The sequence below is a fragment of the Pseudarthrobacter defluvii genome (assembly GCF_030323865.1).
GTDB classification, from domain to species: domain Bacteria; phylum Actinomycetota; class Actinomycetes; order Actinomycetales; family Micrococcaceae; genus Arthrobacter; species Arthrobacter sedimenti.
Genome location: NZ_CP066362.1, coordinates 4100734 through 4125507 on the forward strand (window position 1 = coordinate 4100734; position 24774 = coordinate 4125507).

Genomic DNA, 24774 nt, shown 5'->3' on the forward strand with positions numbered 1-24774 from the left:
ATCTGTTCGGGTTGCTTGGCTTGTGGTTTAGGGGGTGCGGGTCCAGGTGCTGCGGTGCAGCGAGTCGTACTGGACCGCGTGCCGCACCGGGGCGTTCGGCGCGCCGTAGCCGTCGTAGTTGCCGCGGCGTTCCACCATTTCGAAGAACACGCTGCCCACGGTGGCGGTGTAGAAGTGCAGGAATTCCCCGTCCGCGTCCCGGTCGAAGAGCAGGTTGAGCTCCTGCAGGGTGGCCAGGAATTCCGGCTCAAGATCAAACCGGGCGTCCAGGTCCTCGTAGTAGTTGGCGGGGATCTGCAGGAATTCCAGGCCGCGGTCCCGCGCGGCGCGGGCAGTCGCCACGAGATCGTCCACAGCGAAGGCGATGTGCTCCTGGTAGGTCTTGCGGGCCTCGTTCCGTGCCTGCTGGATGGGGGCGAGGTTCAGCACCAGCCGCACCGCGCCGTCGGAGGTCTGCATGACCTGCGAGCGCACCAGGCCGCTGGGGCTGGGCACCTCGGCAAAGGGCTGGGGTTCCAGGGCCAGGGCACTGGTGTAGAAGAGGACTGCCTCGTCGAAGTGCTGCCACGGCTGTGCGAGGTTGACGTGGTCAATGACCGCGCTGGCGCCCGCGGAGGGGTGTTCCAGCCCTTCGCCGAACTCATGCGTCCATGCCGCCGTGCCGTCGGGGCTGCCCTGGCACAGGAAGATCTCAGTGGAGTCCGGCGCTGAGATGCCTTGGAATACTTCCTCGTCCGCCTGCACCTTGCGGGCCACTACGGGGGCCTTGAGCTGCTGGGCCCGGGCGGACGCAATCACGGGGGAATCGACGTCGAACCCCAACGCGGCAATGGCCGGCTCGGCGTGCTGCGCGGCCTGTTCGTTGATGATCACCCGGGCCTGGCCCATGGTCCACAGCTGGACATCCTTGGTCCGGTGCCTGCCCTCGAACGCGAAGCCCAGCTGGCCCAGGAGCTTCTCCAGCTGCGCGGTGTCGTCCGCCTTCACCTCGGCGAAGTTGAAGCCTGCGGGCTCGTTCACCTTGGGCAGCGTGGCCAGCTCCATGGGATAACGACGACGGAGGGCGCCTCCGTTGCCCGGCGCGTCTGCGGCGGAGGTGCTCAGCCATTTTGCGCTTTGCTCCTCCAGCCAGATCAGGGACCGCATGGCATCCACCGCGGTGCGCTCGACGTCCGACTGGCGGAAGACGTCGTTGAAGACCTCCAGCGACACGGGTCCGGTGTAGCCGGCGCGGACCACGTGGCCCATGAACTTGGCCAGCTCGAACTGGCCCTCACCGGGGAACACCCGGTAGTGGCGGCTCCATGACAGGACGTCCATGGAGAGCTTTGGGGCGTCCGCCACCTGGACAAAGAAGATCTTGTCCGCGTTGATGTCCTCGATGGGCGCAGTGTCCCAGTCCCGGCTCAGGATGTGGAAGGAGTCCAGGCAGGTTCCCAGGTTGGGGTGGTCCACCATCTCCACCAGCCGGTAGGCGTGCTCGTAGTCGTTGACGTATTTGCCCCACGCCAGGGCTTCATAGGCCACCTTGACGCCGTGGTCCCCGGCCAGACTGGCAAGCTGTGCCAGCTGTTCGGCCCGGACAGCGTCATCGTCAATTGTGGCGGTGGCAACGTTGGAGCACACCAGGATGGTGTCCATGCCAAGGCGGGCCATAAGCTTGAACTTGGCCTCTGCGCGGCGCAGGTTGGCCTTCAGCAGGTCCGGCGTGACGCCGTCGAAGTCCCGGAACGGCTGGTACAGGTCCAGGCCAAGCCCCAGGTCGGCTGCCGTCTTCCGCACGTCCTCGGGGCTGAGCGGGGAGGTGACCAGGTCCTGTTCGAAGATCTCGATGCCGTCGAAGCCGGCGATGGCGCAGGCCTGCATCTTTTCCTTCAGGGTGCCGGAGAGGCAAACCGTGGCGATTCCGGTGCGCATCAGGCGGCCACCTCCTCGGCGGCCACGAGCTCCAGGAAGTGGCTGCGCATGCGCGCCGGGTCTGCCTCGAGCCCGGTGAAGATCCGGAAGGCGTCGGCGGCCTGGCCCACGGCCATCCGGCCGCCGTCCAGCACCTCGCAGCCCTTGGCGCGGGCGCCGCGGACCAGTTCGGTGTCGATGGGGCGGTAGACGATGTCCGCCACCCAGTGCCGGGACTCCAGCAGGTCCAGGTCCAGCGGGACGCCGGGATGCGCCGCCATGCCTACGGGGGTGCAGTGCACCAGGCCGTCGGCCAGGCGCATCAGCTGCGGCAGCTCCGCCGTCGTGCGTGCCGTGATGGTGCTGTCCGGGAAAAAGCCCTGCAGCTCGGCAGCCCTGGCGGCGGCTCGGGCGGGGTCCATGTCCACGAGGTCCAGCGTGCGCACGCCGGCGGTGAGCAGGGCGTAGGCGACGGCGGATCCTGCGCCGCCGGCACCCAGCTGCACCACGCGGTCCAGTTTCGCACCGGGCAGGCCGGACGCCAGGGCTGCAGCGAAGCCGGAAAAATCCGTGTTGTGGCCGATGAAGCGGCCGTCGCGGATAACCACCGTGTTGACGGCGCCCAGCCGGCGGGCGTCGGGGCTTGTTTCGTCCAGGTGCTGCAGGACCAGCTGCTTGCAGGGATGGGTAATGTTCAGGCCATTGAAGCCCAGGGTGCGGGCACAGTTCAGGATGCTGCCCACTGATTCGGCGGTTAGCCCCAGTTCCAGCAGGTCGATGGGGCGGTACAGGTAGCGCAGGCCCTGCACGTCACCTTCCCGCTCGTGCATGGGCGGCGTGAGCGACGGCATCACGCCATCACCGACCAGTCCCACCAGGTAGGACTCAGTTCGATTGCTCATGCGTGCAGCTCCTTTGGTACAGCACCTGGCAGCGGCGGAACTTTGCCGCGCTGCGGGTGATAGGGATTACGGTACATCAAATGTTCACTTATCGCACTCATGTTCTAGATGCGAACAAGTGTGATTTTGGGGCAGGCCCTTATCTCGGGTCCTGCTACCGCTGCGGCAGCCGCGCGGCCAACTCGGCGGCGGCTTCCTGCAGCAGGGGCACGTGGGCGATCAGCTCGTCCAAGCCCAGGCGGAAGACCGGCACGGCAGTTGCCAACGAGGCGAAGGCGTGCCCCTGGTCGTTGAGCAGCGGTACGGCCACTGCGCGCATTCCGGCTTCGTTTTCCTCGTCCATGACGGCGTAGCCCTGCCCGCGAACTTGCTCGATTTCAGCCCTGAAGGCGTCGCGGTCGGTGATGGACTTCCCGGTGAGCGCCTCCAGCGGGAGCTCGGCCAGCAGCTTTTCGCGTTCCGCGTCCTCCGCAAATGCCACCAGGGCCTTGCCCACCGCGGTGGTGGAGAGTGAGCCGAGGTGGCCGGGGTCGCTGGTGACGCGGAAGGTCTGCGGCCCGTCCACCTTGCTGACGGTCAGGTGGTGCAGGCCGTCGCGGACGCTAAGGATGGTGGCCTCGCCGGTCCGCTCGGTGACCCGGCGGAGGATGGGCATGGCCGTCCCGGCGAAGCCGTGGTGGTTGGAGACCCGCTGGCCCAGCTGGAAGATCCGCAGGCCCAGGTGGTAGCGGCGTCCATCCGGCTCATAGTCAACGAAGCCGTCACGGGTCAGGGAGCCGAGCAGGCGGTAGGTGGTGCTGAAGGGAAGTTCCGCCCGGCGGGATATGTCCGCGGCGGTGGCGCCGCGCGGTTCGTCACCCAGCAGGACAAGCAGGCCAAGGGCCTTGCCCACCATGTCCGTGCGGTCGGCAGGACGCGCGCCGACCTTCCCCTCCGGAGGCATGGCGTTCACGGGTTCCGCGATGGGGGCTGCGACAGCGGATTCTTCATTGGCCGCTGTGGTTTGGTTCACACTCATAGCTCAATGTTGCCACAATGTGAGAGCTACTTCTAGATAGTGATTATTTTTCTTGACAGGTGACAGCCCTCACAGTCATAGTTTCTGTATCGCACAAGTAGCTCCCACCATGTGGCTATTTATGCCGGGTCTTTTCCGGACTCCAGCCGCATCGCGCCCCGCCCGCACCAAGGCAGCGGCGGCTGCGACCCCCCAGATCCATCCGCGACAATGTCGTCACACCAAAGGAACACCATGAGCAAGACACTTCCGTCCGCAGGGGCAGGTGCCCTCACGCAGGCCGGGACGCCCCGGAAGGCCGCCCTCGCCAGCTTCCTCGGCAGCGCCGTCGAGTACTACGACTTCTTTATCTTTGGCTCCGCCGCCGCCCTGATTTTCCCCACGGTCTTCTTCCCCAGTGCCGATGCCAACGCCGCCATCATGTCCTTCGCCACCTTCGGGTTCGCCTACGTGGCACGCCCCGTCGGCGCCATCATCCTGGGCCACTTCGGTGACCGGGTAGGCCGCCAGAAGGTCCTGATGTTCACCCTGGTGCTCATGGGTGCGTCCACCTTTGTCATTGGCTGCCTCCCGGACTTCCGCACCGTTGGCTGGTGGGCTCCGGCCCTGCTGGTGCTGGCCCGGCTGTGCCAGGGCCTCTCCGCCGCCGGCGAGCAGGCCGGCGCTTCCTCCATGACCCTGGAGCACGCCCCGGACAACCGCCGTTCCTTTTTCACCTCCTGGACCCTCACCGGAACCCAGGGCGGGCAGATCCTCGCGGCCCTGGTGTTCATTCCCGTCCTGGCCCTGCCGGATGAAATCAAGTTCGGCATCGGGTGGCGCATCCCGTTCTGGCTCAGCGCCGCCGTGGTTGTGGTGGCGTTCCTCATCCGCCGCACCCTCCACGAGCCGCCCGCGTTCGAAGAGGCCCGCAAGACCGCGCAAATCGCCAAGCTCCCGGTTGCCGACCTGCTCAAGGGCCACTGGCGCGACGTCCTCCGCGTGATCTGCTGCGCCTTCATCGCCGCCGTCTCCACCGTGTTCGGCACCCTGGCCATCAGCTACGCCAAGACGGTGGCCGGCGTTGACGGCACCACCACCCTCTGGCTGGTGGTGGCTGCCAACATCGTGGCTCTGGGCACCCAGCCGCTCTTCGGAATGCTCGCGGACAAGATCGGCCGCAAGCCGGTCTTCATCTACGGTGCACTTGCCAGCGCGATCCTGACCCCCGTGTTCCTGCTCAGCCTGGAGTCCGGCAGCGTCCCGCTGATGTTCCTGGCCGCCATCGGCTACTTCTCCGGCGGCTACGCAGCCGCCAACGCGGTGTGGCCGTCCTTCTACGCGGAAATGTTCAGCACGAAGGTCCGCTTCTCCGGCCTGGCCATCGGCACCCAGCTGGGCTTCCTGATGGCAGGGTTCGCCCCGGCGATCGTGGCCGCCATGGGCGGCATCAAGCCCGGCGGCTGGGTGCAGATCTCGATCTTCACCGCCATCATCTGCGCCGTCGCCGCGGTGTCGGCGCTGACCGCCAAGGAGTCCTTCCGGACCCCCACCAAGCAGCTCGGCCTGAAGTAGGAGCGCCGCCGCGCACAGACTGGCCCAGTTTTCAGGCCGGAGAGCCCGCCATTCCCCCAAATGGCGGGCTCTCCCCCGTTAAAACTGGGCCAGTCCCGGCAGCGGCCGCTACCCCCGTCCGGTCTCCAGCACCGAGGCCAAGTCGAAGTTCACCGGCTCCTCGAGCTGCTCATAGGTGCAGGATTCCGGGTCCCGGTCCGGGCGCCAGCGGTTGAACTGGGCCGTGTGGCGGAAGCGTTCGCCCTCCATGTGGTCGTAGCGGACCTCCACCACCAGTTCGGGCCGGAGCGGCACGAAGGACAGGTCCTTCCCGGCGCTCCACCTGCTGCCTTCGGCGTTCCGCGGGGTCCGCTCGCCTTCTTCCTGCTTGCCCCAGGCCCACGGGTGGCCTTCGAAGTCGGTGACCAACGGCTGAAGCTGTTCGAACAATTCCTGCCTCTTCTTCATGGGGAAGGCGCCGATCACGCCCACGCTGGCCAGGCCGCCGTCGTCCTTGTACAGGCCCAGCAGCAGGGAACCGATGGCGTCCGGCCCGCTCTTGTGCAGCCGGTATCCGGCCACCACGCAGTCAGCGGTGCGCTCATGCTTGACCTTGAACATCACCCGCTTGTCGGGCTCGTACCGGCCGTCCAGCCGCTTGGCCACGATGCCGTCCAGCCCGGCACCCTCGAACTGCTCGAACCACTGAGCGGCGGTGTCCTTGTCCGTGGTGGCGGCCGTCAGGTGGACGGGTGCCTTGCTGGCCGCGAGCGCCTTCTCCAGCGCGGCACGACGCTCGCTGAAAGGCCTGCCGGTGTAGTCGTCATCGTCACGGGCCAGGAGGTCGAAGGCCACGAAGCTTGCCGGGGTCTGTTCCGCCAGCATCTTCACCCGGCTGGCGGCAGGGTGGATGCGCTGCTGCAGCGTGTCGAAGTCCAGCCGGTCCCCGGACGCCCCCACCAGGATGATCTCGCCGTCCACCACGCAGCGCGGCGGCAGGTTTTCCTTGAGCGCGGCAACGAGTTCCGGGAAGTAGCGGGTCATGGGTTTTTCGTTGCGACTGCCGATCTCCAGGTCATCGCCGTCACGGAAGATGATGGACCGGAAGCCGTCCCACTTGGGCTCATAGCTGAGGTTCCCGCTGCCTGGAATGCCGTCGATGCCGCTGACGGCCTTGGCGAGCATGGGCGGGACGGGCGGCATCACGGGAAGTTCCATGTGCCCATTCTTGCCCGGCCGGCGCCCCGCGGGTAGGGCGGCGCGCCCGGTTTCAGGCGGCCAGCAGCCAAACGATCAGCACCAGCACCGGTGCGGCAGCCGCGGTGGAGAGCAGGATCGTTTCCCGTGCCACGGTCACCCCGCGCCCGTACTTGCTGGCGAACAGGAAGACGTTCTGGGCAGAGGGAAGCGCCGCCATGAGCACCACGCCCAGGAGCATGCGGTGGTCCAGGTTGAACAGGAAGCGTCCGACGACGAACGCCACCGCCGGCATCACCGCGGACTTGAGTGCCGTGGCAGTAAGGATTTCCGCCGTGTGGCCGCCGCTGCGCAGCATCCTGGTTCCGCGCAGCGACATGCCAAACGCCAGCAGCACCACCGGCACGGCAGCCCCGCCCAGGAGCGTCAGTGGGGCCATCACCGGGTCCGGCAGCTTCACGTGGAGCGCGGCCAGGACCACGCCCAGGAGCGAGGCGATGATCATGGGGTTGCGAAAAGGCTGCGTCAGCATCAGGCGGGGAGAGAACCGGCCCGCCTCGGAAAGGTCCAGCAGGGTCAGGACCAGCGGGGCGAACAGGAGCAGTTGCACCAGCAGGACTGGGGCGACCGGGGTGGCGTCCCCCAGGGCATAGAGCGTGATGGGGATGCCGATGTTGTTGGCGTTGACGTAGGACCCGGCCATGGCACCGACGGCGGTTTCGGCCGCCGGCCTTCGGAACCAGATGCGGCTGGCGGCAACGTAGAGCAGGGCGGTGACCGCTGCGGTGATCATGGCAAGCGGAACATAGGCGGAAAAGACAACCGACAGGTCTGATTTCAGCACCACCGTGAAGAGCAGCACCGGATTGGTGATGAAGAAGGCGGTACGCGTCAATGCGGAAATGGTGGGCTCGTCCCCCAGCCCGCAGCGCGCGGCGATGTACCCGACGGCAATGACGACGCCGATCACCGCCAGTCCGATGAGCACACCGCCCACTTGGGGTACTTCCTTCCGGTTACGCCATGCACTACCGCAGGAAGGCAGTACTACAAGTTTCATACTTATCGGATAAGGAGCGCTCCGCCACCAGCGTCCACAGAATGGGCCGCCGGCCGCCTGTCCTGCCTCTCGACACGGCGCCTGCCGGACGGTACAGCTTAATGATGGTTACCGTCGGCTTCCACGGTTCGCACAAAAGGTCAGCCCCGGCCAGCTGCTCAAGGACGTCCAGCACGCGGAGCGCGCGGGCTTCGACGCGGCCATGTGTTCAGACCATATCAGCGGCGGGAACATGAACGAACACATCAGCGGGGACACGTGGCCAGCCAAGGACATCAGGCAGCGCCGCCTGGAGGAATGCGTGGACGGATACGCGGACCTTGGCTTCGACGAGCTGTTCCTGCACTTCGTGGGGCAGGAACAGGCAGCCTTCATCGACGCCTTCGCCGCGGAGGTGCTCCCCCAGCTGCGCACCCCGTCAGGAAGCCCTGGCGGAAGAACCCCCGCTGAACCGGAGCTGGCCGCGGCAGCCGCCAGTCCGGCGTCGGACGCGTCCGCATGAGGATCGCCGAAACCTCGGACCTGTGGTGGAAGAACGCCGTCATCTACTGCCTTGACGTGGAGACGTTCTATGACGACGACGGCGACGGCACCGGGGACTTCGCCGGCCTCACCCAGCGGGTGGACTACCTGGCCGCCCTGGGCGTGACCTGCATCTGGCTGATGCCGTTCTACCCGTCACCCGATCGTGACGACGGCTACGACGTGACGGATTTCTTCAATGTGGACCCCCGGCTCGGCACGTTGGGCGACCTGGTGGAGTTCATCCGCGCGGCAAAGGACCGGGGGATGCGGGTGATCGCGGACTTCGTGGTGAACCACACCTCCAACCAGCATCCGTGGTTCGTCGAGGCCAGGAAATCGACCGACAACCCATACCGCGATTTTTACGTGTGGCGGAAGGACACTCCCCCGGACACCTCCGCCGAGGTGGTGTTCCCCGGGAAGGAAAACTCGCTGTGGACCAGGGATGATGCCACCGGCGAGTGGTACCTGCACATGTTCGCCAAATACCAGCCGGACCTGAACGTCACCAATCCCAAGGTCCGGGACCAGATCGCCAAGGCGATGGGCCTGTGGCTCGAGCTGGGCCTGGACGGGTTCCGGCTGGATGCCGTGCCGTTCTTCCTGGAGACCAGGGGCGAGCCCAAGGACCAGTCAGCCAGGATCAACCCGCACGGCTACCTCAAAGCCCTGCGGAGTTTCCTGAACCGGCGCAATGGCAGCGCGGTGCTGCTGGGCGAGGTGAACCTGTCCTACCAGGAGCAGCTGGAGTACTTCGGCGGGCCGGAGGGCAACGAGCTGAACATGCAGTTCGATTTCATGTCGATGCAGCACCTCTACCTGTCCCTGGCACGGCAGGATGCAAGGCCCCTGGCTGAGACGCTCAAGGGCCGCCCACCGATCAACCCGGACAACCAATGGGCCATGTTCGTGCGGAACCATGACGAGCTCACACTGGACAGGCTCACCGACGGCGAGCGCCGGGAGGTCTTTGCGGCGTTCGGACCGGAGAAGAACATGCAGATCTACGGGCGGGGACTTCGGCGCAGGCTGCCGCCGATGCTGGACGGGGACCAGGAACGCATGCGGATGGTGTACTCACTGATGTTCTCCCTCCCCGGCACTCCGGTGCTGTTCTACGGCGAGGAGCTCGGCATGGGCGAGGACCTCCGGCAGGAGGGCCGCACCGCCGTGCGCACCCCCATGCAGTGGAACGACGAGGAGAACGGCGGCTTCTCCGGTGCCCGGGCGGCGGACCTGGTGGCACCCCTGGTGCGCGGGGAGTATGGGCCGGACCGGGTCAACGCCGCGGCGGCCAAGCGGGACCCGGAGTCACTGTTCAACTTCATGGCCACGCTGATCGCGCGGTACCGCGAAGCAGCGGAACTGGGCTGGGGCAGGTTCGCGGTCATCGACCAGGACCAGCCCGCGGTCTTCGCCCACACGTGCAGTTCCGAGGGCGGGACGCTGGTGCTGCTGCACAACTTCAGCGAAGACCCCGTGAAGGTCAGCGGAAAGATGGGTGACGGTTCTCCGGATTTCCGGGGCGCCATGCTTTTGGACCTGTTCGACGGCGGCAATGTTGCCCTGGAGCCCGACGGCGGCTTCACGGTGGAGCTGGGGCGCTACGGCTGCCGCTGGTTCCGCGTGCACCGCAAAGGTGACCGGCTGGCACCGTAACCCGGCCGCCCGGCGTCGTTCTTTGTGAAAAAATCAACCATGCACGCCATGCAGCACTCCAGCAAACTCCAGAACGTCCGTTACGAACTCCGCGGACCCATCCTCCAGGCCGCCAAGAACATGGAGGCCGAGGGGCACCGGATCCTGAAGATGAACCTCGGGGACACCGCGCCGTTCGGGCTGGAGGCGCCGGAGTCGGTGGTGGTGGACATGATCCACCACCTGCGCGGCGCCCAGGGCTACAGCGACTCGAAGGGCATCTTCACCGCCCGGACAGCGATTTCGCAGTACTACCAGACCCGTGGGCTGATGAACATCGGCGTCGAGGACATTGTGATCGGCAACGGCGTCAGCGAACTGATCTCCATGTGCCTGCAGGCGTTCATGGAAAACGGCGACCAGATCCTGGTCCCGGCCCCGGACTACCCCCTCTGGACCGCCGCGGTGACCCTGACCGGCGGCAAGCCCGTGCACTACCTCTGCGATGAGGCGGAGAACTGGTGGCCGGACATGGCCGACGTGGAAGCAAAGATCACCAGCCGAACCAAGGGCATCGTGATCATCAACCCGAACAACCCCACCGGCGCCGTCTACCCCCGCCACATCCTGGAGCAGTTCGCGGCCCTGGCACGGAAGCACAACCTGGTCCTGTTCTCCGACGAGATCTACGAGAAGGTGCTGTACGAAGACGCCAAGCACATCCACACCGCGGCAGTGGCCGAGGACGTGTGCTGCCTGACCTTCAGCGGCCTGTCCAAGGCCTACCGGATGCCCGGCTACCGGGCCGGATGGGTGGCCATCACCGGGCCGCTGGCCGCCACCGCCGCCTACCGTGAGGGCCTCGAACTGCTGGCCTCACTGCGCCTGTGCGCCAACGTCCCGGCCCAGCACGCCATCCAGACCTGCCTGGGCGGATACCAGAGCATTAACGCCCTGGTGCAGCCGGGCGGGCGGCTCCGCGAACAGCGGGACCTTGCCCACAAGCTCCTCACGGCCATCCCCGGCGTAACCTGCGTTCCGGCCTCAGGCGCCATGTACCTGTTCCCCCGGCTGGACCCGGAGCTCTACCCCATCGACAGCGACGAACAGTTTGTCCTGGATTTGCTGAAGGACCAGAAGATCCTGGTCTCCCACGGTTCGGCCTTCAACTGGCCCACACCCGATCACTTCCGCTTCGTCATCCTGCCGTCGGTGCGGGAGATCGAAGAAGCAGTCCGCCGGATCTCCACTTTCCTGGGCGCCTACCGCAGCCGGGGCGCAGCCTATGAGCTGGAAACAGTGGCGGAGTGAAGAACTAACCGGCTCCTAACAGCGGGGAAACCGGTACGCAACATTGCGCCGCCACACTGTGAATGCAGGCAAGAGCCGGCACCAGCTCCAGCCAGGAGGCCCCGATGTTGAAGAAAGCGACCCCGCATGTAACCAGAATCCGCGCACTGGACCAGCTCCACCGCGGTGACGAAATCGAAGCCCGCCTCTCGGTGGGGCCTTCCTACGACGACGTGGTGATCCGCCGCGGCAGCGTGCAGGAAACTGCTCCGGGGATCGGCGTCGTCTGGATCCTGGACCGGCTCACCGGCCTCCGCAAGGCGATCAATACGGACGAGTGCAGCGTCTGGCGGGTGGCCTAGGACTTTCGGGCGGTGGGCGGCGGACGTAGTCAGGAAGGACTGTCCGCAACCCGTCCCCCGTGTGGATGCGCCAGCGACTGCAGCCACGAGATGGCGGCATCGGTCACCGGGTGCGGGGTTCCCAGCGACTCAAGGTAGGCCCGCGCCTCTGACATCTCCGCTTCCCTGCGCACAGCGTGCACGCGCGTACCTTCAAGCATCCGGGCCACAAGCGCCGGGCCGGACGGACCCAGCTCCCCCGCAATCTGGCCGGTCATCCAGTCCTTGGCGCCTGCTGCTTCGGCGGCCGTGACCGCCTCCAGGATGGTTGCCGCCAGCCCTTTCATGAACACGCTGCGGAGCAGCTTCAGCCCCGCTGCCGCCCCCGCTTCACTTCCCGCAGCGGAGGCCGGGATGCCCCACCCGGCGAAGAGGGGCACCAGCGCAGCCGCCCCAGTGCCGCTTATCAGCAGGGGCGCACCGATCCGATTGCGGGGCACAGGCGCGAGAATGGCGACGTCGGCGAACAGGACATTCCGCCGGGCCGCCTGTTCGGCGAGCCGCCGCTTTTGGTCAGGCCCCGCAGTGTTGAGGTCGGCAAAGACGGCGCCGGGCTCCATGGCGGGCAGCGCCTCGTGGAGGACGGGCCCGGCAGCTTGTCCGCCCACCAGGCTGAGTACCAGGTCCGCGCCGGCCACCGCTTCGCGGATGGAGCCGGCCCGCACCACGCCCGGCGGGGCACCCTCGACAGCGGGATCCGTTGCGGTGACCCGCAGTCCCCGGCCGGCGAGGTCCTCCGCGTAGATGCTGCCGGCTTCCCCGAGGCCCAGGACGGCAATCCAGGTGCCGCCCTGCTCCCTTTCCCTACCGTGCACCGGCGGCCGCGGTTCGCCAACCCCCGTGGTATTCATTCCGGGCAGTGACCGCATATGGTGCGGGACTAACCACAGCACGCACGCTGAGCTGTTCGTGCGGCTCCACCGTTGTCTTGCGGGATCCGCCGTCCGGTTCTCCCCAGATGACCCGGACTTCTGTTCCGAGCTCGACGTTCGGGTCGACCGTTGCCAGCGAAAGGCCGCGCCGTTCGTTGGCGGTGACGCCGGTGAAAAGCGAGAGTCCCACGCCGGTGCCGTCGGCATCCACCACCGAATCGTAGTTGGACGAGCCGTAGTTGGCGTTGGGGATGTCGAAGAACTGGTAGCCCGGGGTGTCGCGGTCCAGGAAGGACGCCCAGATCCTGGCGAGATCCTCATCGTTCCAGGCAAGCGTCACCTTTTTCCGCTGCCTGGCCGGGTCAATCTGTTGGAGGGCGTCGCGGCCAATGAAGTCATGGTCGAACTTCACGAATGATCCGTAGCCGAGCTCCCAGGGCGTGAGGTAATAGTCTTCGATGTTGTTGGAGACGAATGAGCCCGCGAGCGCATTGACCGCTTCATAGCTTGTTGCCGGCAGCCACTCACGGTAGGCCCGTTCGGCGTCACTGCTGTAGATCGCCGGCAGCGGCGACGGGATCCAGCCCGATTCCAAGGTGTTCGAGGAGTAGGCCCGGGACCCGCAGGGCTCGATGCCGAATTCAGCCCCCGCCTGGAGGACGGCATCACGGATCTTGCCGTGCTGTTCGTAGGGTCCCCAGATTTCCAGTCCCGGGGCCCCGGCCATGCCGTGGCGGAGGGTGCGCACCTTTTCCCCGGCGATGTCCAGGTGGCCCATGTGGAAGAACTTCACCTGCTCAAGCGTTCCACCGTTGAGCTTTTCGATGATCTGCCATGCGCTGGGGCCCTGGATCTGGAAGCGGAAGAACTTCCGGGTGACTGCCTGGCCGTAGGGGCGCGACGGCGACCGGTCATCGTAGGTGCATTCGACGTCGTACCCGCCGGTTTCGGCGTGGAACTGGAGCCAGTTAGCCGCTGGGGCGCGGCCCACATAGACAAACTCCTGCTCCGCGAGATGGAACAGGATCCCGTCACCGATCACACCGCCGTTGGAGGCGGTGGGCACAAACTGCTTGGCAGTGTTGACCGGGAAGTTCGCGAAGCTGTTAATGCCCGTGTCCGAGAGAAGCTTCAAGGCATCGGGCCCCGTCATAAAGAAGTTGACCATGTGGTGGGACTGGTCGTAGAGGACTGCCGTCTCCCGCCAGGCACGCTGCTCACGGCGCCAGTTGGTGAACTCCGCCGGCACCACCGGATAGATGTAGGTCCCGAGTTGGGAATTGCGCAGGAGATCAACGGTGTTGCCTGCCGCATCAAGCACTTCCTGCAGGGACTTCGGGGCCATGGCTTTCTCCTTCGGTTCAGTGGGTACTGCCGAAACGCATCCCTGATCGGGGCCGGCGCGCGATTGCTAACAAAATTGTATGGGATGTATTGACCAAAGTTCCAGAGCGTGATTTTCTGGCAGTGTCCGCCGGAACGGACCGACCATGGGCCGCCCGGCACCCTGCCCGCCGAGGATCGCGAGACTGGAAATGCCCGGATCAGTGGGGATCCCCTGCCTCCTCATGCGGGGAGGAACATCCAAGGGAGCGTTCTTCCTGGCCTCGGACCTGCCTGCGGACCCGGGTGAACGCGACGACCTGCTGCTGCGGATCATGGGCACACCCGACCCCCGGCAAGTTGACGGGCTTGGCGGCGCACACCCCCTGACCAGCAAGGTGGCTGTCATCTCCCCATCGGCCGAGGCCGCAGCGGATGTGGACTATCTTTTCCTCCAGGTGGGGGTGGACACGGCATTTGTGACTGACCGCCAGAACTGCGGAAACATCCTTGCGGCGGTGGGGCCTTTCGCCGTCGAACGGGGACTCGTGGGGGCCTCCGAAACGCAGACGGATGTGCGGATCCGGATGGTGAACACCGGAAGCCTGGCCACGGCGCGGTTCGCCACCCCAGGCGGCGTGGTGGATTACGACGGCGGCCCGGAGGCAGGCGGTGCAGTGGCAATCGACGGCGTTCCGGGCAGGGCGGCGCCCATCAGGCTCAACTTCGAGGGCACGGCGGGGTCATCGACCGGGGCCCTCTTTCCCTCAGGCCAAGTGTGTGACCGCGTTGACGGCGTTGACATCACCTGCGTTGACAACGGAATGCCAACCGTCCTGATGCGGGCTGCCGACCTGGGCACCACCGGCTACGAGGACCCCGCAGACCTTGAGGCAGACGAAGGCCTGGCGGCCCGTCTTGCCGGGCTCCGCCTGGCAGCGGCGGAATTGATGGGCATGGGTGACGTCAGCGGGGCCACCGTACCCAAACTGGTGCTGCTGGCGCCGCCGCGGGCCGGCGGTTCCATCGCCACCCGCAGTTTCCTTCCGGTCCGGGTGCACACCTCCATCGGTGTGCTGGGCGCACTCACCGTGGCCGCAGGGATCATGGCAGAAGGATCCGTGGGCCACGACCTTGCCACGCTTCCCCCGCCGGGAGAAGCGTTCCGGGTGGAACACCCCACAGGTCACTTTGACGTGGAAGTGGCCATGCACCCTACCGCGGAGGGTTACACGGTGACCAGGTCCACGGCACTCCGGACGGCACGGAAGATCTTCGACGGACGCGTCTTCCCGCGCCCCCGTCGCTAAACAGGAACAAGAGAGAGGACAGTTCCATGACCGGGTATACCTCGTTCGACGTCGCCCACCTGGGGAACGTGGAACTGCTGACCCCTGTCTTCGAGGAAAGCCTCTGGTTCTTCCGGGATCTCCTCGCCATGCGGGTGGTGGCCGAGTCCAGCAGCGCAGGCAGGAGGTGCGCTTACCTGCGGACCTGGGACGAATACCAGCTCTACACCCTGAAGCTCACGGAGTCAGCGGACGCCGGCGTCGGGCGCACCAGCTTCCGGACCACCAGCCAGGAGGCGCTGGAACGCAGGGTCGCCGCCATTGAAGCCGCGGGCCTGGGCATCGGCTGGGAGGACGGCGGGGTGGGAACAGGCCGCACCTATGCCTTCCGGGATCCGGACGGGCACGACATGGGCATCTACTACGAGACCGAACGGTACGTGGCAACGGACGACAAGCCCGCGCTGAAGAACCAGGCTTCGGCCTTCCCGGGCCGCGGGGTCAACGCGCGCCGGCTGGACCACATCAATTTCCTGGCCAAGGACGTGGGGGCAAACGGGGAATTTGTGGCCGACGTCCTGCGGGGGCGGGAGAGCGAGCGCATCCGGCTCGACGACGGCGGATACGCCGCCTGGTGGTTCCACTTCAACAACAAGTCCTACGACATCGTGTACTCCGACGACTGGCTGAAGCACGGCAACAGGCTGCACCACGTAGCATTCGCCCCCGATACCCGCGAGGACATCCTGAAGGCCGCGGACATCTTCCTTGAAAACGGCATCCACATCGAATCAGGGCCGCACAAGCACGCCATCAACCAGACATTCTTCCTCTACGTCTGGGAACCCGGCGGCAACCGTATTGAACTGGCCAATGCCGGGGCACGCCTGCTGCTGGACCCGGATTCGCCGGTGGTGGAGTGGAGCCAGGAGGAACGCAGGAAGGGCCAGGCCTGGGGCATGAAGACCATCGAGACGTTCCACACGCACGGAACGCCGAACGTCCGTCAGTGAGAAAATTAAGGGATCCCCGCAGTAGCGCACAGAGAGGTGCAAGATCATGACCAACACAGTGGATACTTCCGCTCCGGTGACCACCGGCCTCTTCATCGGAGGCACCGAGCGCCAGGCCGCCGCCACCATGGAAATTGCCGATCCGGGCAAGCCTGGAGTCGTCGTGGGTCATGCCGCAGCAGCCAGCGCGGCCGACGTCGAGGACGCCATCGCCGCGGCAAAAGCCGCCTATCCGGGATGGGCCGCACTGAGCCCGCAGGAGCGCGCCGACCAAATGCGGCAGGCACTGGAAGGCATCGCGGACTTCCGCGACGAGGACGCTGCCATCCTGTCGCAGGAGAACGGCAAGATCCGCATGGAAGCGTGGGTTGACTCCCTGGTGTTCGAGATCCGGTGGAACCTGGCATTGGAGCTGGCCCCGGAAGTGAATGCCACCACGGTGCTGCCGCCTGCCCCGGGAATCCCCGTATCCACATCGATCGCCTTCCAGCCGCTCGGCGTGGTGACGGTCATCGTGCCGTTCAACTGGCCCATAGCCATCCTGGCGGCCTCGCTGCCGCACGCGCTGCTGGCAGGAAACACGGCAATTGTTAAGCCGCCGCCCACGGCGCCGCTGGCAACAACCCGGGTGGTCCAAAGGATTGCCGCGAAGCTGCCGCCGGGGGTGTTGAACGTGGTCACCGGCAAAGACGCGGACATGGCTTCGCTGATCAACAGCCCCGATATCGCCAAGGTTTGCTTCACGGGAAGCGTGGGCGGCGGCAAGCGCATCATGGAGATGGCCGCGAAGTCGCTGACCCGGGTGACGCTTGAACTCGGCGGAAACGATGCGGCCGTGATCCTCGCGGACGCAGTGCTTGATGACATGCACCTGGACCGGCTCTACGCTGCCATCTTCGACACCACCGGCCAGATCTGCATGAACGCAAAAAGGATCTACATCCACCGATCGCGCCTGGACGAAGTGGTGGCCGGGCTGGCGCAGCGGCTTGAAAAAGCGGTAATCGGCTACGGTCTCGATGAGGGGACCACCATGGGTCCGCTGCACTCACCGGTACAGAAGGCATTCGTGGCCGAACTTATCGAGGAAGCCAAGGAATCGGGTGCTGATGTGAGGGAATTCGGGACCCTTCCCACGGACCCGGACCTCCAGGGCGGGAACTTCCTGCGCCCCGCACTGGTCATCGATCCGGACCCCTCGCTGCGCGTCGTCACCCAGGAACAGTTCGGGCCCGTCATTCCCCTGATCCCCTTCGACACCGAGGAAGAGGCAGTGCAGGCGGCAAACGGAACATGGGCCGGGCTGTGCGGCTCCGTCTGGACCGCTGATCCCGCCGCCGCCGAGCGGGTCGGCGGGAAACTGGTCTGCGGCTATGTCTGGGTGAATGACCACGGCGCCACGCGGCTGGACCTGCGGGCCCCGTTCGGCGGCATGAAGCAGTCCGGCATGGGCAGGGAGCAGGGCATCGAGGGGGTCCGGGCTTTCCAGGACACCCGCGCCATTGCCCACCTGGAACCTGAGGCGGCGGAAGGCTAGGCGCGCGGTCGGCAGAAGGGCCAAGGTTTTCTAGATAACTATCGACATTACCTATGGACATAGGTAATGTCGGAGGCGGGTGCACCGCTGCACCCGCCGAAAGGATGACCTGATGGCGACTCGAATCGTGCCCGCCCCCAACCGGGCAGCCTCACTGGAACTCATCAAGGATTTCTCGCTGGAAATGACCGGCAAGGACATCCCCGCCCTCGTCGCAGCAAAAGACAAAATTCCGCCTCACTCCCGCATCAACGTCACCTTCCTTGGCAACGAGGACCTGGAGATGCGGGTGGCCGCGGCAAAGGCGGTCCGGGACCTGGGATTCATCCCGGTGCCGCACATTTCAGCGCGCCGGCTGGCATCAAGGGGTGAACTCGAAAAATTCCTCCAGCGCCTCCAGGAGGCGGGTGCCGCCGAGCACGTGTTCGTGGTGGGCGGCGACCCTGCCGAACCTGAGGGCCCGTACGCGGACTCGCTGGCGCTGGTCAACACCGGGATCCTGCAGGAGTTCGGCGTCCGGGAGGTGGGAATCGGCGGCTACCCCGAGGGCCATCCCGACATCCCCAATGAGACACTTTGGCGGGCGCTGGAAGACAAAACAGCGGCCCTCGCCGCCCAGAACATCGACGCCTTCATCATTACGCAGTTTGCCTTCGACACCGCGCCGGTTGCCGGGTGGATCAAGGAGGTCCGGGCCAGGGGCATCAAGGCGCCCATCCGGGTGGGAACACCCGGACCGGCGGGGATCAAGCGCCTCCTCGGCTTTGCGCGCCGGTTCGGAGTGGGAGCCAACGCGATGATCGTCAAGAAATACGGCTTCTCACTGACCAACCTGATGGGAGACGCCGGGCCGGACAGGTTCGTCAACGATCTGGCCGCCGTCCTGGCCGGGGACGCACCCGGGCAGGACCAGCACCTGCACCCCCAGGTGGGACTGCACTTCTACACCTTCGGCGGCCTGCTGGCGACGGCGGACTGGGTCCGGCACTTCATGGCCGAAGCGGGCTAGGGACGGCAACCAATGGCCCTGCACACAGAATCGCGCAAGGACCAGTCCTGCCTGATTGTCCACGGGCCGGACCAGCCCGGGATCGTGGCTGCGGTGGCCGCCCTGGTGACCCGGAACCAGGGAAACATCGTCTCCCTGGACCAGTACTCCAGTGATCCGTCATCGGGCGACTTCTTCCAGCGCGTGGTCTTCAACCGGCCGGACCTGGCCGCGGCGATGCCCGACATCGAGGCGGACCTCGGCAGGACCCTCACGCCGCTGGGGCTGTCCTGGACGCTGACGGACCGATCCATCCCCAAGCGCATGGCCATCCTGGTCTCCACTTCCGACCACTGCCTGCTGGAACTGCTTTGGCGGCACCGGAGGGGTGAACTGCCGGTAACCATTCCCATGGTGATCTCCAACCACACAAACACTGCCGAGGACGTACGCTCCTTCGGCGTCCCGTTCTTCCATGTCCCCTCTGCCGGTCCGGACAAGTCCGGGGCCGAGGCGCAGATCCTGAAGCTGCTGGAAGGGAACGTGGATTTCGTGGTGCTGGCCCGGTACATGCAGATCCTGTCCCCGGGGTTCCTGGAGGCAGTGAAAGTGCCGCTGATCAACATCCACCACTCCTTCCTTCCCGCGTTCGTGGGCGCCGCGCCCTACCGCAAGGCGAAGGAGCGGGGAGTCAAGCTGATCGGCGCCACCTCGCACTACGTGACCAAGGACCTGGATGAGGGACCCATTATCGAGCAGGATGTGGCCCGCGTGACGCACGGGCACTCAGCCTTGGACCTGCAAGCGCGGGGCGCCTACGTGGAACGCGCAGTGCTCTCCCGCGCCGTGCAGTGGCATGCCGAGGACCGCGTCATCCGGCACGGAAACCAGACCATCGTCTTCTGATACCCACCAACAATCCGATACAGAACAAGAGGTTCAACGTGGCACCGAAAAATCTGCAGGAAGTCCTCGACGCATCAAATGGGGCCGTCGACCTCCTCCGCAACTCCCAGATCGGCTCCTACATCTACCCGGTAGTGCCGGCGGACTTCCAGAACTGGATCAAGGAGCAGACCGCCTGGCGGCAGACAGCCGTCCTCTACGACCAGTCCCACCACATGGACAACCTGTTCCTGAAGGGCCCGGATGCGATCAAGCTGATCACCGCCACCGCCATCAACTCCACCGCCACATTCCCGGTGAACAAGGCCAAGCAGTACGTGCCCACCACCGAGTCCGGCCACGTCATCGGCGACGGCATCCTCTTCCATGAGGCGGACGACGAATACGTGTATGTCGGCCGTTCCCCCGCCGCAAACTGGCTGCTCTACCACGGCGAGACAGGCGGCTACCGGGACCTGGACATCACCGTGGACCGGCGGTCCCCGTCGCGGCCGTACGGCCACCCCGTGACCCGCCGGTACTACCGCTTCCAGATCCAGGGACCCAACGCCTGGCAGGTCATCGAAAAACTTAACGGCGGAGCTCTGGAGCAACTCAAGTTCTTCAACATGTCCACCATGACCATCGCCGGGACCACCGTCCGCACCCTGCGGCACGGCATGGCCGGCGCCCCCGGCCTTGAAGTCTGGGGCCCGTACGCGGACCACGACCGCATCCGGGATGCAATTGTTGAGGCGGGCGCCGAGTTCGGGCTGGTGCCCGTGGGTTCCCGGGCGTACCCGTCCAACACCCTGGAGTCCGGCTGGATTCCGTCACCGCTCCCGGCCATCTATACCGGCGAAGCGGAGCGCGGCTACCGCGAATGGCTGCCCGCGGACGGCTACGAGGCCACGGGAACCCTGGCGGGGTCGTTCGTGTCCGGGAACATCGAGGACTACTACCTGACCCCTTGGGAGCTGGGCTACGGCTCGTTCGTGAAGTTCGACCACGACTTCATCGGCCGGGACGCACTCGAGCGGATCGATCCCGCCACGCAGCGCAGGAAGGTCACCCTGGCCTGGGACGCGGAGGACGTGACCTCGATCTTCGCGTCGCTGTTCAACGTGGAGGGGCCCAGCTACAAGTTCTTCGACCTGCCCCTGGCCAACTACGGCTCGGCCAACTATGACTCTGTGGTGGACGCAGACGGCACGGTGGTGGGCTACTCCATGTTCACCGGCTACAGCGCCAACGAACGGCGTGCGCTCTCACTGGCAACAATCGATCCCAACGTCCCCGAAGGCACGGAACTCAAGGTCGTCTGGGGCGAGCCGAACGGTGGAACTGCCAAGGCCGCCGTCGAACCCCATGTCCAGACTGAAGTCCGGGCCGTGGTCAGCCCCGTCCCCTACTCCACCGTTGCGCGCGCCACCTATCACGGCGGGTGGCGGACGAACTACCAGTCGGCCTAGGCTGGGGACCCTGAAGTGCGGGGGCGCAGCCGCCCCCGCACTTTCCTTGAGCCCTTGGAGGAGCACCGCATGAGCCTTCGGTACGCGCTGCTGGCCCTGCTGCGCGTGGGCCCGCTGTCCGGCTATGAACTGCAGAAGCAGTTCTCCATGTCCGTGGGCCACGTATGGCACGCCCCCGACTCCCAGATCTACCCTGAGCTGCGCAAGATGGAAGCAGAGAAGCTCATCGAGGGCGAGGAGCAGCCCAGGGGCCAGCGCGCCACCCGACGGGTCTACCACGTGACGGAAGCCGGGAACCAGGCCTTCCTCGACTGGATGCAGACCCCGCTGGAGTACGCCCGGGTCCGCGACCCCGCGCACCTGCGGGCCGCCTACCTTGAGGCGGCATCACCGGAGACGGCCCGGGCGTTCTTCCGCCGGCACCAGGAACAGTGGGAGGCCGAGCTTGCCCAATGGGAGGGTGAACTCCAGCGCATCGCCCAGGTGGACAACCCAATGCTGGTGCGCCGCCTGGCCGTGACGGACCCGGCCGACCACGAACGGACCATCGCCTTCAAGCGGTTCACCTACGAGGGCCTGGTGGACCGGGCCCACGGGGAAATCGCGTGGGCCCGGCGCGGGCTTGAGCTCATCGACAGCCTGGAATCCCCGGAACGCGCCAAGCCGCTGCCCAGCGCGTCCCGGGCCTGATCGGCCTTGATCTGCCCTGATCAGCCAAAGTTCTCGGCAGTTGCATAGCCCTTGCCGTTGTACTTCTGCACCACCACCGAGGACACCGCCGGTTGGCCGTCCACCGTGGTGTCCACCGAAGTCCCTTCCAGCATCAGCGGCGCCTTCAGGTCCTTGATGTCCCGCAGCGCCGTCATAAAGCTGTCCCGCGTGGGCTCCTTCATGTTCTTGAACGCCTGCTCAAGCGTGGCCCCCACCATGTAGCTCCACATGCAGTGCGGGAACGCAGGCATGTCCGGGTAGTTCCCGTACTTCTTCAGTTCGTCAAGGAATTTCACGACGTCGGGGTCCTTGGCGAATGCCGGGCTCTGGGGGGCTTTGGCAAACGACACGGAGTAGATACCCGGGTAGGCGGCGCCCCCGCCCGGCTCAAGGATCGCCGTTGGGCTGGACGTGTTGGACGGCAGGAACCAGCTGGGCTTCCAGCCGATCTGCTGTGCCTTCTGGAGTGCCGCGATGGTGAGCGGCGTGATGGACATGGCGTTGAAGAAGACGTCCGCCCCGGAGGAAGCGAGTTGGGTGAGCTGCGCATCCACCGAGGTGTCGGTGGCCTCGTAGGTCTGCTCCCCCACCACCGAAATGTTGGACGCCCCCTTGATCGCGTCCTTGAAGCCCGCCACGTACCCCTTGCCGTAGTCGTCATTCTGCGACAGGATGGCAACTTTATGCTGCGCACCCGACTTCGCCAGGAGCTTTCCGAAGGCCGCGCCCTCATTCTGGTAAATGGGCACAAAGCCCAATTGCCAAGGGCTCTGCTTCCGGTCGCTGAACAGCGGGTCGCCGGTCATCACCAGCACCTGCGGGACCTTCTGGCTGATGGCGGCGTCGCGGAACGCCCGGTTGGTGGGCGTTCCCAGGCCGGCGGTGGCAGCAAACACGTTGTCGGACACCATTTGCTGGAAATTCGCCAGGGACTTTTGCGGGTCGTAGGCGTCGTCATAGGACTTGATGTTCACAGTGCGCGTCTTGCCGTCGCCGAACTTCACGCCCCCTGCGGCGTTGACGGCACCGAAGTAGGCCGAGACGCCGGCAACGGTGCACTTGCCCGGCCCGGCGGTTGCACCGCTGAGCGGAGTGGTGATCCCAAGCGTGATCGCCGAGTCAGTGATCCCCGGGGAGGACGCGGATCCTCCGCCCTGCCCGCCGCTGTCGCCCCTGCAACCGGACAGGGAGAGCGCGACGGCGGCCGCCACGGCAACGACGCCAAGTACCGCGCGCGGCTTCTTTCTCATCTTCATGGTCCATCTTGCCTCTCTGTTTGTTCGTGTCCCTCCGGCGCAGCATCCGGTACCGGACGATGGGCGGGAGCGGTTTGCGGGGAAGTCCCGGGTGCAGTTTGGGCGGTGGAACGGCGCGGGGCGGCACGGCGGGTGAGCCTGCGCACCGCCCGGGGCAGGCTGACCAGGCCGCCGGGCAGCAGGAACAGCACTGCGAGGAGGATCGCGCCCTGGCTTACGGTGGTGAGGTTGGGATCGATGGCGTTGGTCAGTTGCGGAACGAAGACGTAGTAGGCCCCGCCCAGAAGCGAACCGGCGATGCTGCCGGCCCCACCGATGACCATGGCGGCCAGGAGGCTGATGGAGTGCCCGAAACTGAGGGTTTCCGGAGAGGTGTATTGCACTGCTGCCAGGTAGAGGAAGCCGCTGGCGCCGCCGAAAATGGATGCGATGGTGAAGGCCAGGACCTTGGTTCGGTAGGGCGAGATGCCCATCGAGGCAGCAACAGCCTCATTTTCGCGGACCGCTGCGAAGGCCCGCCCGTACTTGCCGCGGACCAGGCTCCGGGCCAGCAGGAATGCTCCGGCCGTCACAATCAGCACGATGTAGAACTGCCATTGGTCGTTGGCCAGCCCGGACCAGTCCGGGGCATCGGTGAACCGTGCGGAGATGCCCTGGGAGCCGCCCGTGAACTCGGAGAGTCGTTTGGCCAGGGGGACGCCGACGATGGGCAGGGCGATGGTCACCATTGCGATGGCCAGGCCGCCGAGGCGTGCGGCCGCGAGCGCCACCAGCAGCCCCACCACGCCGGCGATGGCGCAGGCCGCTGCGAAGACCAGCAGGATGTTCCAGCCATGGTTGACGCCGTACGCGGTGACGTAGGCGCCCAGGCCTACGAAGAAGATCTGCCCGAGGTTGACCTGGCCGGTGTATCCCATCACGATGTTCAGGCCCAGCACCGCCACTGCATAGACCCCGATGCGGACCAGTGTCTGGTTGGCGAACGCCGGCAGGATCAGTGGGGCGACGACCAGCAGAACCGCCGCGAGGGCGGCGAGGGCAAGACGTACCCGCCGTGGGCGTAAGGTGGCGGCAGCGGTGCTCATCAGACCCTCACCACGACCTTTCTGCCGAACAGGCCCTGTGGGCGAACGATGAGGATAACGAAGATCAGTGCGAAGGGCACCGCGATCTTGAGGTCGTGGCCGATGAGGGGGATGTAGACGGCCACCAGGTTCTCCAGGACACCGATCGCCGCCGCGGCCACCACACAGCCGATGGGGCTGTTCAGGCCGCCCAGGATAACGGCCGCGAGCGCGTAGACCAGGGCGGTGTCCAGCATGCCCGGCGTCAGGGTCAGCTGGGGTGCCACCAGGACTCCGGCGATGGCGCCGAGGGTCGCCGCGAGCCCCCAGCCCACCATGAGCAGCCGGCCCACGGGGAGGCCGGAGAAAGCGGCCGACGCCGGGTTGTCGGCGACGGCGCGGAGGGCCAGTCCCAGCTTGGTACGGAGGAAGAGCAGTTGCAGGATCACCATGATGACGACGATGGTCACCGCGGTGGCAAGTGACCTGACGCTTACCACCGCCCCCAGTATCTCCACGCTGGTCAGGGGGAAGAGTGACGGAAACGCAAGGTTGTTGTAGCCCCACAGCACCGCGGAGATGCCGGTGACGAGGGTGAGCAGTCCGATCGTGACCACCACTGCGGTGTCGGGGTCGCCCCGTTCGAAGCGGCGGACCAGGAAACGCTCCACCAGCGCGCCGAGGACGAAGGAAAGCACCACGGCGATGAGGATGGCGAGGATCAGGGGCAGGCCGAGTTGAACGAAGACGTAGGCAATATAGGCGGAGAGCACGGCCAGGCCGCCCTGGGCAAAGTTGATCAGGCCCGTGGCCTGGTTGACCAGCACGATTGCCAGGGCCAGGGCCGCGTAGATGGAACCGGTGGCAAGGCCGTCGACCACGAGTTGGATAAAGGTTCCCATGC

22 protein-coding genes are annotated in these 24774 nt (G+C 66.0%); 12 read left to right on the forward strand and 10 right to left on the reverse strand.

Annotation, left to right across the window (positions count from 1 at the left end):
• Positions 1-27: 27 nt before the first annotated feature.
• The 3 genes from JCQ34_RS19055 to JCQ34_RS19065 all read right to left on the reverse strand — a co-directional run bounded on the left by JCQ34_RS19055 (position 28) and on the right by JCQ34_RS19065 (position 3816).
• Positions 28-1917, reverse strand: coding sequence for a bifunctional sugar phosphate isomerase/epimerase/4-hydroxyphenylpyruvate dioxygenase family protein (locus tag JCQ34_RS19055; RefSeq protein WP_286400451.1), 1890 nt, complete (start codon positions 1915-1917; stop codon positions 28-30).
• Positions 1917-2798 (reverse strand): shikimate dehydrogenase, encoded by an 882-nt coding sequence (locus JCQ34_RS19060; protein WP_286400453.1) that lies wholly within the window; start codon positions 2796-2798, stop codon positions 1917-1919. Before JCQ34_RS19060 ends, JCQ34_RS19055 begins: the two co-directional genes overlap by 1 nt.
• Before the next feature lie 154 nt (positions 2799-2952).
• Entirely contained in the window at positions 2953-3816 is an 864-nt protein-coding gene (locus JCQ34_RS19065; protein WP_286400454.1) for an IclR family transcriptional regulator, read from the reverse strand.
• Between the two features lie 234 nt (positions 3817-4050).
• Between JCQ34_RS19065 and JCQ34_RS19070 the strand changes: the two genes are divergently transcribed.
• Complete coding sequence (locus JCQ34_RS19070) at positions 4051-5370, forward strand: MFS transporter (protein WP_286400456.1); 1320 nt, start codon at positions 4051-4053, stop codon at positions 5368-5370.
• A gap of 108 nt (positions 5371-5478) precedes the next feature.
• Here JCQ34_RS19070 and JCQ34_RS19075 read toward each other — a convergent pair whose 3' ends face one another.
• Positions 5479-6567 carry an ATP-dependent DNA ligase gene (locus JCQ34_RS19075; RefSeq protein ID WP_286400458.1) on the reverse strand — a complete coding sequence of 363 codons (1089 nt, stop codon included), beginning with the start codon at positions 6565-6567 and terminating at the stop codon, positions 5479-5481.
• A gap of 52 nt (positions 6568-6619) precedes the next feature.
• On the reverse strand, positions 6620-7543 hold the full coding sequence (locus JCQ34_RS19080) for an AEC family transporter (protein WP_286400460.1): 924 nt from the start codon (positions 7541-7543) through the stop codon (positions 6620-6622).
• Positions 7544-7838: 295 nt separating this feature from the next.
• Here JCQ34_RS19080 and JCQ34_RS21080 point away from each other — a divergent pair, with 295 nt between their 5' ends.
• The 4 genes from JCQ34_RS21080 (at position 7839) to JCQ34_RS19100 (ending at position 11421) form a co-directional block, all read left to right on the forward strand.
• Positions 7839-8108, forward strand: coding sequence for a hypothetical protein (locus JCQ34_RS21080; protein WP_350310800.1), 270 nt, complete (start codon positions 7839-7841; stop codon positions 8106-8108).
• Positions 8105-9790, forward strand: a complete 1686-nt coding sequence (locus JCQ34_RS19090; RefSeq protein WP_286400463.1) for an alpha-amylase family protein — start codon at positions 8105-8107, stop codon at positions 9788-9790. The genes JCQ34_RS21080 and JCQ34_RS19090 overlap by 4 nt, the downstream gene beginning before the upstream one ends.
• Before the next feature lie 39 nt (positions 9791-9829).
• Positions 9830-11080, forward strand: coding sequence for a pyridoxal phosphate-dependent aminotransferase (locus tag JCQ34_RS19095; protein WP_286400465.1), 1251 nt, complete (start codon positions 9830-9832; stop codon positions 11078-11080).
• Positions 11081-11184: 104 nt separating this feature from the next.
• The gene (locus JCQ34_RS19100; protein ID WP_236800316.1) at positions 11185-11421 is read left to right on the forward strand and encodes a hypothetical protein; all 237 of its coding nucleotides are present in this window, start codon (positions 11185-11187) and stop codon (positions 11419-11421) included.
• 29 nt (positions 11422-11450) lie between these two features.
• Here JCQ34_RS19100 and JCQ34_RS19105 read toward each other — a convergent pair whose 3' ends face one another.
• Positions 11451-12275: an NAD(P)-binding domain-containing protein gene (locus tag JCQ34_RS19105; protein WP_286400468.1), complete on the reverse strand. Its 825-nt coding sequence runs from the start codon at positions 12273-12275 to the stop codon at positions 11451-11453.
• Positions 12265-13677 carry a vanillate/3-O-methylgallate O-demethylase gene (ligM, locus tag JCQ34_RS19110; protein WP_286400469.1) on the reverse strand — a complete coding sequence of 471 codons (1413 nt, stop codon included), beginning with the start codon at positions 13675-13677 and terminating at the stop codon, positions 12265-12267. The genes JCQ34_RS19105 and ligM (JCQ34_RS19110) overlap by 11 nt, the downstream gene beginning before the upstream one ends.
• A gap of 190 nt (positions 13678-13867) precedes the next feature.
• On the opposite strand from ligM (JCQ34_RS19110), the gene JCQ34_RS19115 reads away from it, so the two are divergent.
• From JCQ34_RS19115 to JCQ34_RS19145, 7 genes are all read left to right on the forward strand, one after another.
• On the forward strand, positions 13868-14965 hold the full coding sequence (locus JCQ34_RS19115; protein WP_286400471.1) for a 4-oxalomesaconate tautomerase: 1098 nt from the start codon (positions 13868-13870) through the stop codon (positions 14963-14965).
• Between the two features lie 26 nt (positions 14966-14991).
• Positions 14992-15957, forward strand: a complete 966-nt coding sequence (locus JCQ34_RS19120; RefSeq protein WP_286400473.1) for a VOC family protein — start codon at positions 14992-14994, stop codon at positions 15955-15957.
• A gap of 46 nt (positions 15958-16003) precedes the next feature.
• The gene (locus tag JCQ34_RS19125) at positions 16004-17494 is read left to right on the forward strand and encodes an aldehyde dehydrogenase family protein (RefSeq protein WP_286400475.1); all 1491 of its coding nucleotides are present in this window, start codon (positions 16004-16006) and stop codon (positions 17492-17494) included.
• 112 nt (positions 17495-17606) lie between these two features.
• A complete protein-coding gene (locus tag JCQ34_RS19130; RefSeq protein WP_286400477.1) occupies positions 17607-18503 on the forward strand; it encodes a methylenetetrahydrofolate reductase in 897 nt (298 codons plus the stop codon).
• A 12-nt stretch (positions 18504-18515) separates the two neighbouring features.
• Entirely contained in the window at positions 18516-19388 is an 873-nt protein-coding gene (gene purU, locus JCQ34_RS19135) for a formyltetrahydrofolate deformylase (protein ID WP_286400478.1), read from the forward strand.
• A gap of 38 nt (positions 19389-19426) precedes the next feature.
• On the forward strand, positions 19427-20839 hold the full coding sequence (gene ligM, locus JCQ34_RS19140) for a vanillate/3-O-methylgallate O-demethylase (RefSeq protein ID WP_286400480.1): 1413 nt from the start codon (positions 19427-19429) through the stop codon (positions 20837-20839).
• 69 nt (positions 20840-20908) lie between these two features.
• Positions 20909-21529, forward strand: a complete 621-nt coding sequence (locus tag JCQ34_RS19145; RefSeq protein ID WP_286400482.1) for a PadR family transcriptional regulator — start codon at positions 20909-20911, stop codon at positions 21527-21529.
• Between the two features lie 20 nt (positions 21530-21549).
• On the opposite strand, the gene JCQ34_RS19150 is transcribed toward JCQ34_RS19145, so the two are convergent.
• From JCQ34_RS19150 to JCQ34_RS19160, 3 genes are read right to left on the reverse strand one after another with little or no spacing between them, the layout of a single operon-like run.
• Positions 21550-22806, reverse strand: a complete 1257-nt coding sequence (locus JCQ34_RS19150) for an ABC transporter substrate-binding protein (protein ID WP_286400483.1) — start codon at positions 22804-22806, stop codon at positions 21550-21552.
• Positions 22803-23891 (reverse strand): branched-chain amino acid ABC transporter permease, encoded by a 1089-nt coding sequence (locus JCQ34_RS19155; RefSeq protein WP_286400486.1) that lies wholly within the window; start codon positions 23889-23891, stop codon positions 22803-22805. The genes JCQ34_RS19150 and JCQ34_RS19155 overlap by 4 nt, the downstream gene beginning before the upstream one ends.
• Positions 23891-24772 carry a branched-chain amino acid ABC transporter permease gene (locus tag JCQ34_RS19160; RefSeq protein WP_286400488.1) on the reverse strand — a complete coding sequence of 294 codons (882 nt, stop codon included), beginning with the start codon at positions 24770-24772 and terminating at the stop codon, positions 23891-23893. Before JCQ34_RS19160 ends, JCQ34_RS19155 begins: the two co-directional genes overlap by 1 nt.
• Positions 24773-24774 lie beyond the last annotated feature (2 nt).

Coding starts and splice junctions, on each gene's coding strand:
- JCQ34_RS19055 (WP_286400451.1), bottom strand. CDS start 1,917: ATGCGCACCGGAATCGCCACGGTTTGCCTCTCCGGCACCCTGAAGGAA.
- JCQ34_RS19060 (WP_286400453.1), bottom strand. CDS start 2,798: ATGAGCAATCGAACTGAGTCCTACCTGGTGGGACTGGTCGGTGATGGC.
- JCQ34_RS19065 (WP_286400454.1), bottom strand. CDS start 3,816: ATGAGTGTGAACCAAACCACAGCGGCCAATGAAGAATCCGCTGTCGCA.
- JCQ34_RS19070 (WP_286400456.1), top strand. CDS start 4,051: ATGAGCAAGACACTTCCGTCCGCAGGGGCAGGTGCCCTCACGCAGGCC.
- JCQ34_RS19075 (WP_286400458.1), bottom strand. CDS start 6,567: ATGGAACTTCCCGTGATGCCGCCCGTCCCGCCCATGCTCGCCAAGGCC.
- JCQ34_RS21080 (WP_350310800.1), top strand. CDS start 7,839: ATGAACGAACACATCAGCGGGGACACGTGGCCAGCCAAGGACATCAGG.
- JCQ34_RS19090 (WP_286400463.1), top strand. CDS start 8,105: ATGAGGATCGCCGAAACCTCGGACCTGTGGTGGAAGAACGCCGTCATC.
- JCQ34_RS19095 (WP_286400465.1), top strand. CDS start 9,830: ATGCACGCCATGCAGCACTCCAGCAAACTCCAGAACGTCCGTTACGAA.
- JCQ34_RS19100 (WP_236800316.1), top strand. CDS start 11,185: ATGTTGAAGAAAGCGACCCCGCATGTAACCAGAATCCGCGCACTGGAC.
- ligM (WP_286400469.1), bottom strand. CDS start 13,677: ATGGCCCCGAAGTCCCTGCAGGAAGTGCTTGATGCGGCAGGCAACACC.
- JCQ34_RS19115 (WP_286400471.1), top strand. CDS start 13,868: ATGCCCGGATCAGTGGGGATCCCCTGCCTCCTCATGCGGGGAGGAACA.
- JCQ34_RS19120 (WP_286400473.1), top strand. CDS start 14,992: ATGACCGGGTATACCTCGTTCGACGTCGCCCACCTGGGGAACGTGGAA.
- JCQ34_RS19125 (WP_286400475.1), top strand. CDS start 16,004: ATGACCAACACAGTGGATACTTCCGCTCCGGTGACCACCGGCCTCTTC.
- JCQ34_RS19130 (WP_286400477.1), top strand. CDS start 17,607: ATGGCGACTCGAATCGTGCCCGCCCCCAACCGGGCAGCCTCACTGGAA.
- purU (WP_286400478.1), top strand. CDS start 18,516: ATGGCCCTGCACACAGAATCGCGCAAGGACCAGTCCTGCCTGATTGTC.
- JCQ34_RS19145 (WP_286400482.1), top strand. CDS start 20,909: ATGAGCCTTCGGTACGCGCTGCTGGCCCTGCTGCGCGTGGGCCCGCTG.
- JCQ34_RS19150 (WP_286400483.1), bottom strand. CDS start 22,806: ATGAAGATGAGAAAGAAGCCGCGCGCGGTACTTGGCGTCGTTGCCGTG.
- JCQ34_RS19155 (WP_286400486.1), bottom strand. CDS start 23,891: ATGAGCACCGCTGCCGCCACCTTACGCCCACGGCGGGTACGTCTTGCC.
- JCQ34_RS19160 (WP_286400488.1), bottom strand. CDS start 24,772: ATGGGAACCTTTATCCAACTCGTGGTCGACGGCCTTGCCACCGGTTCC.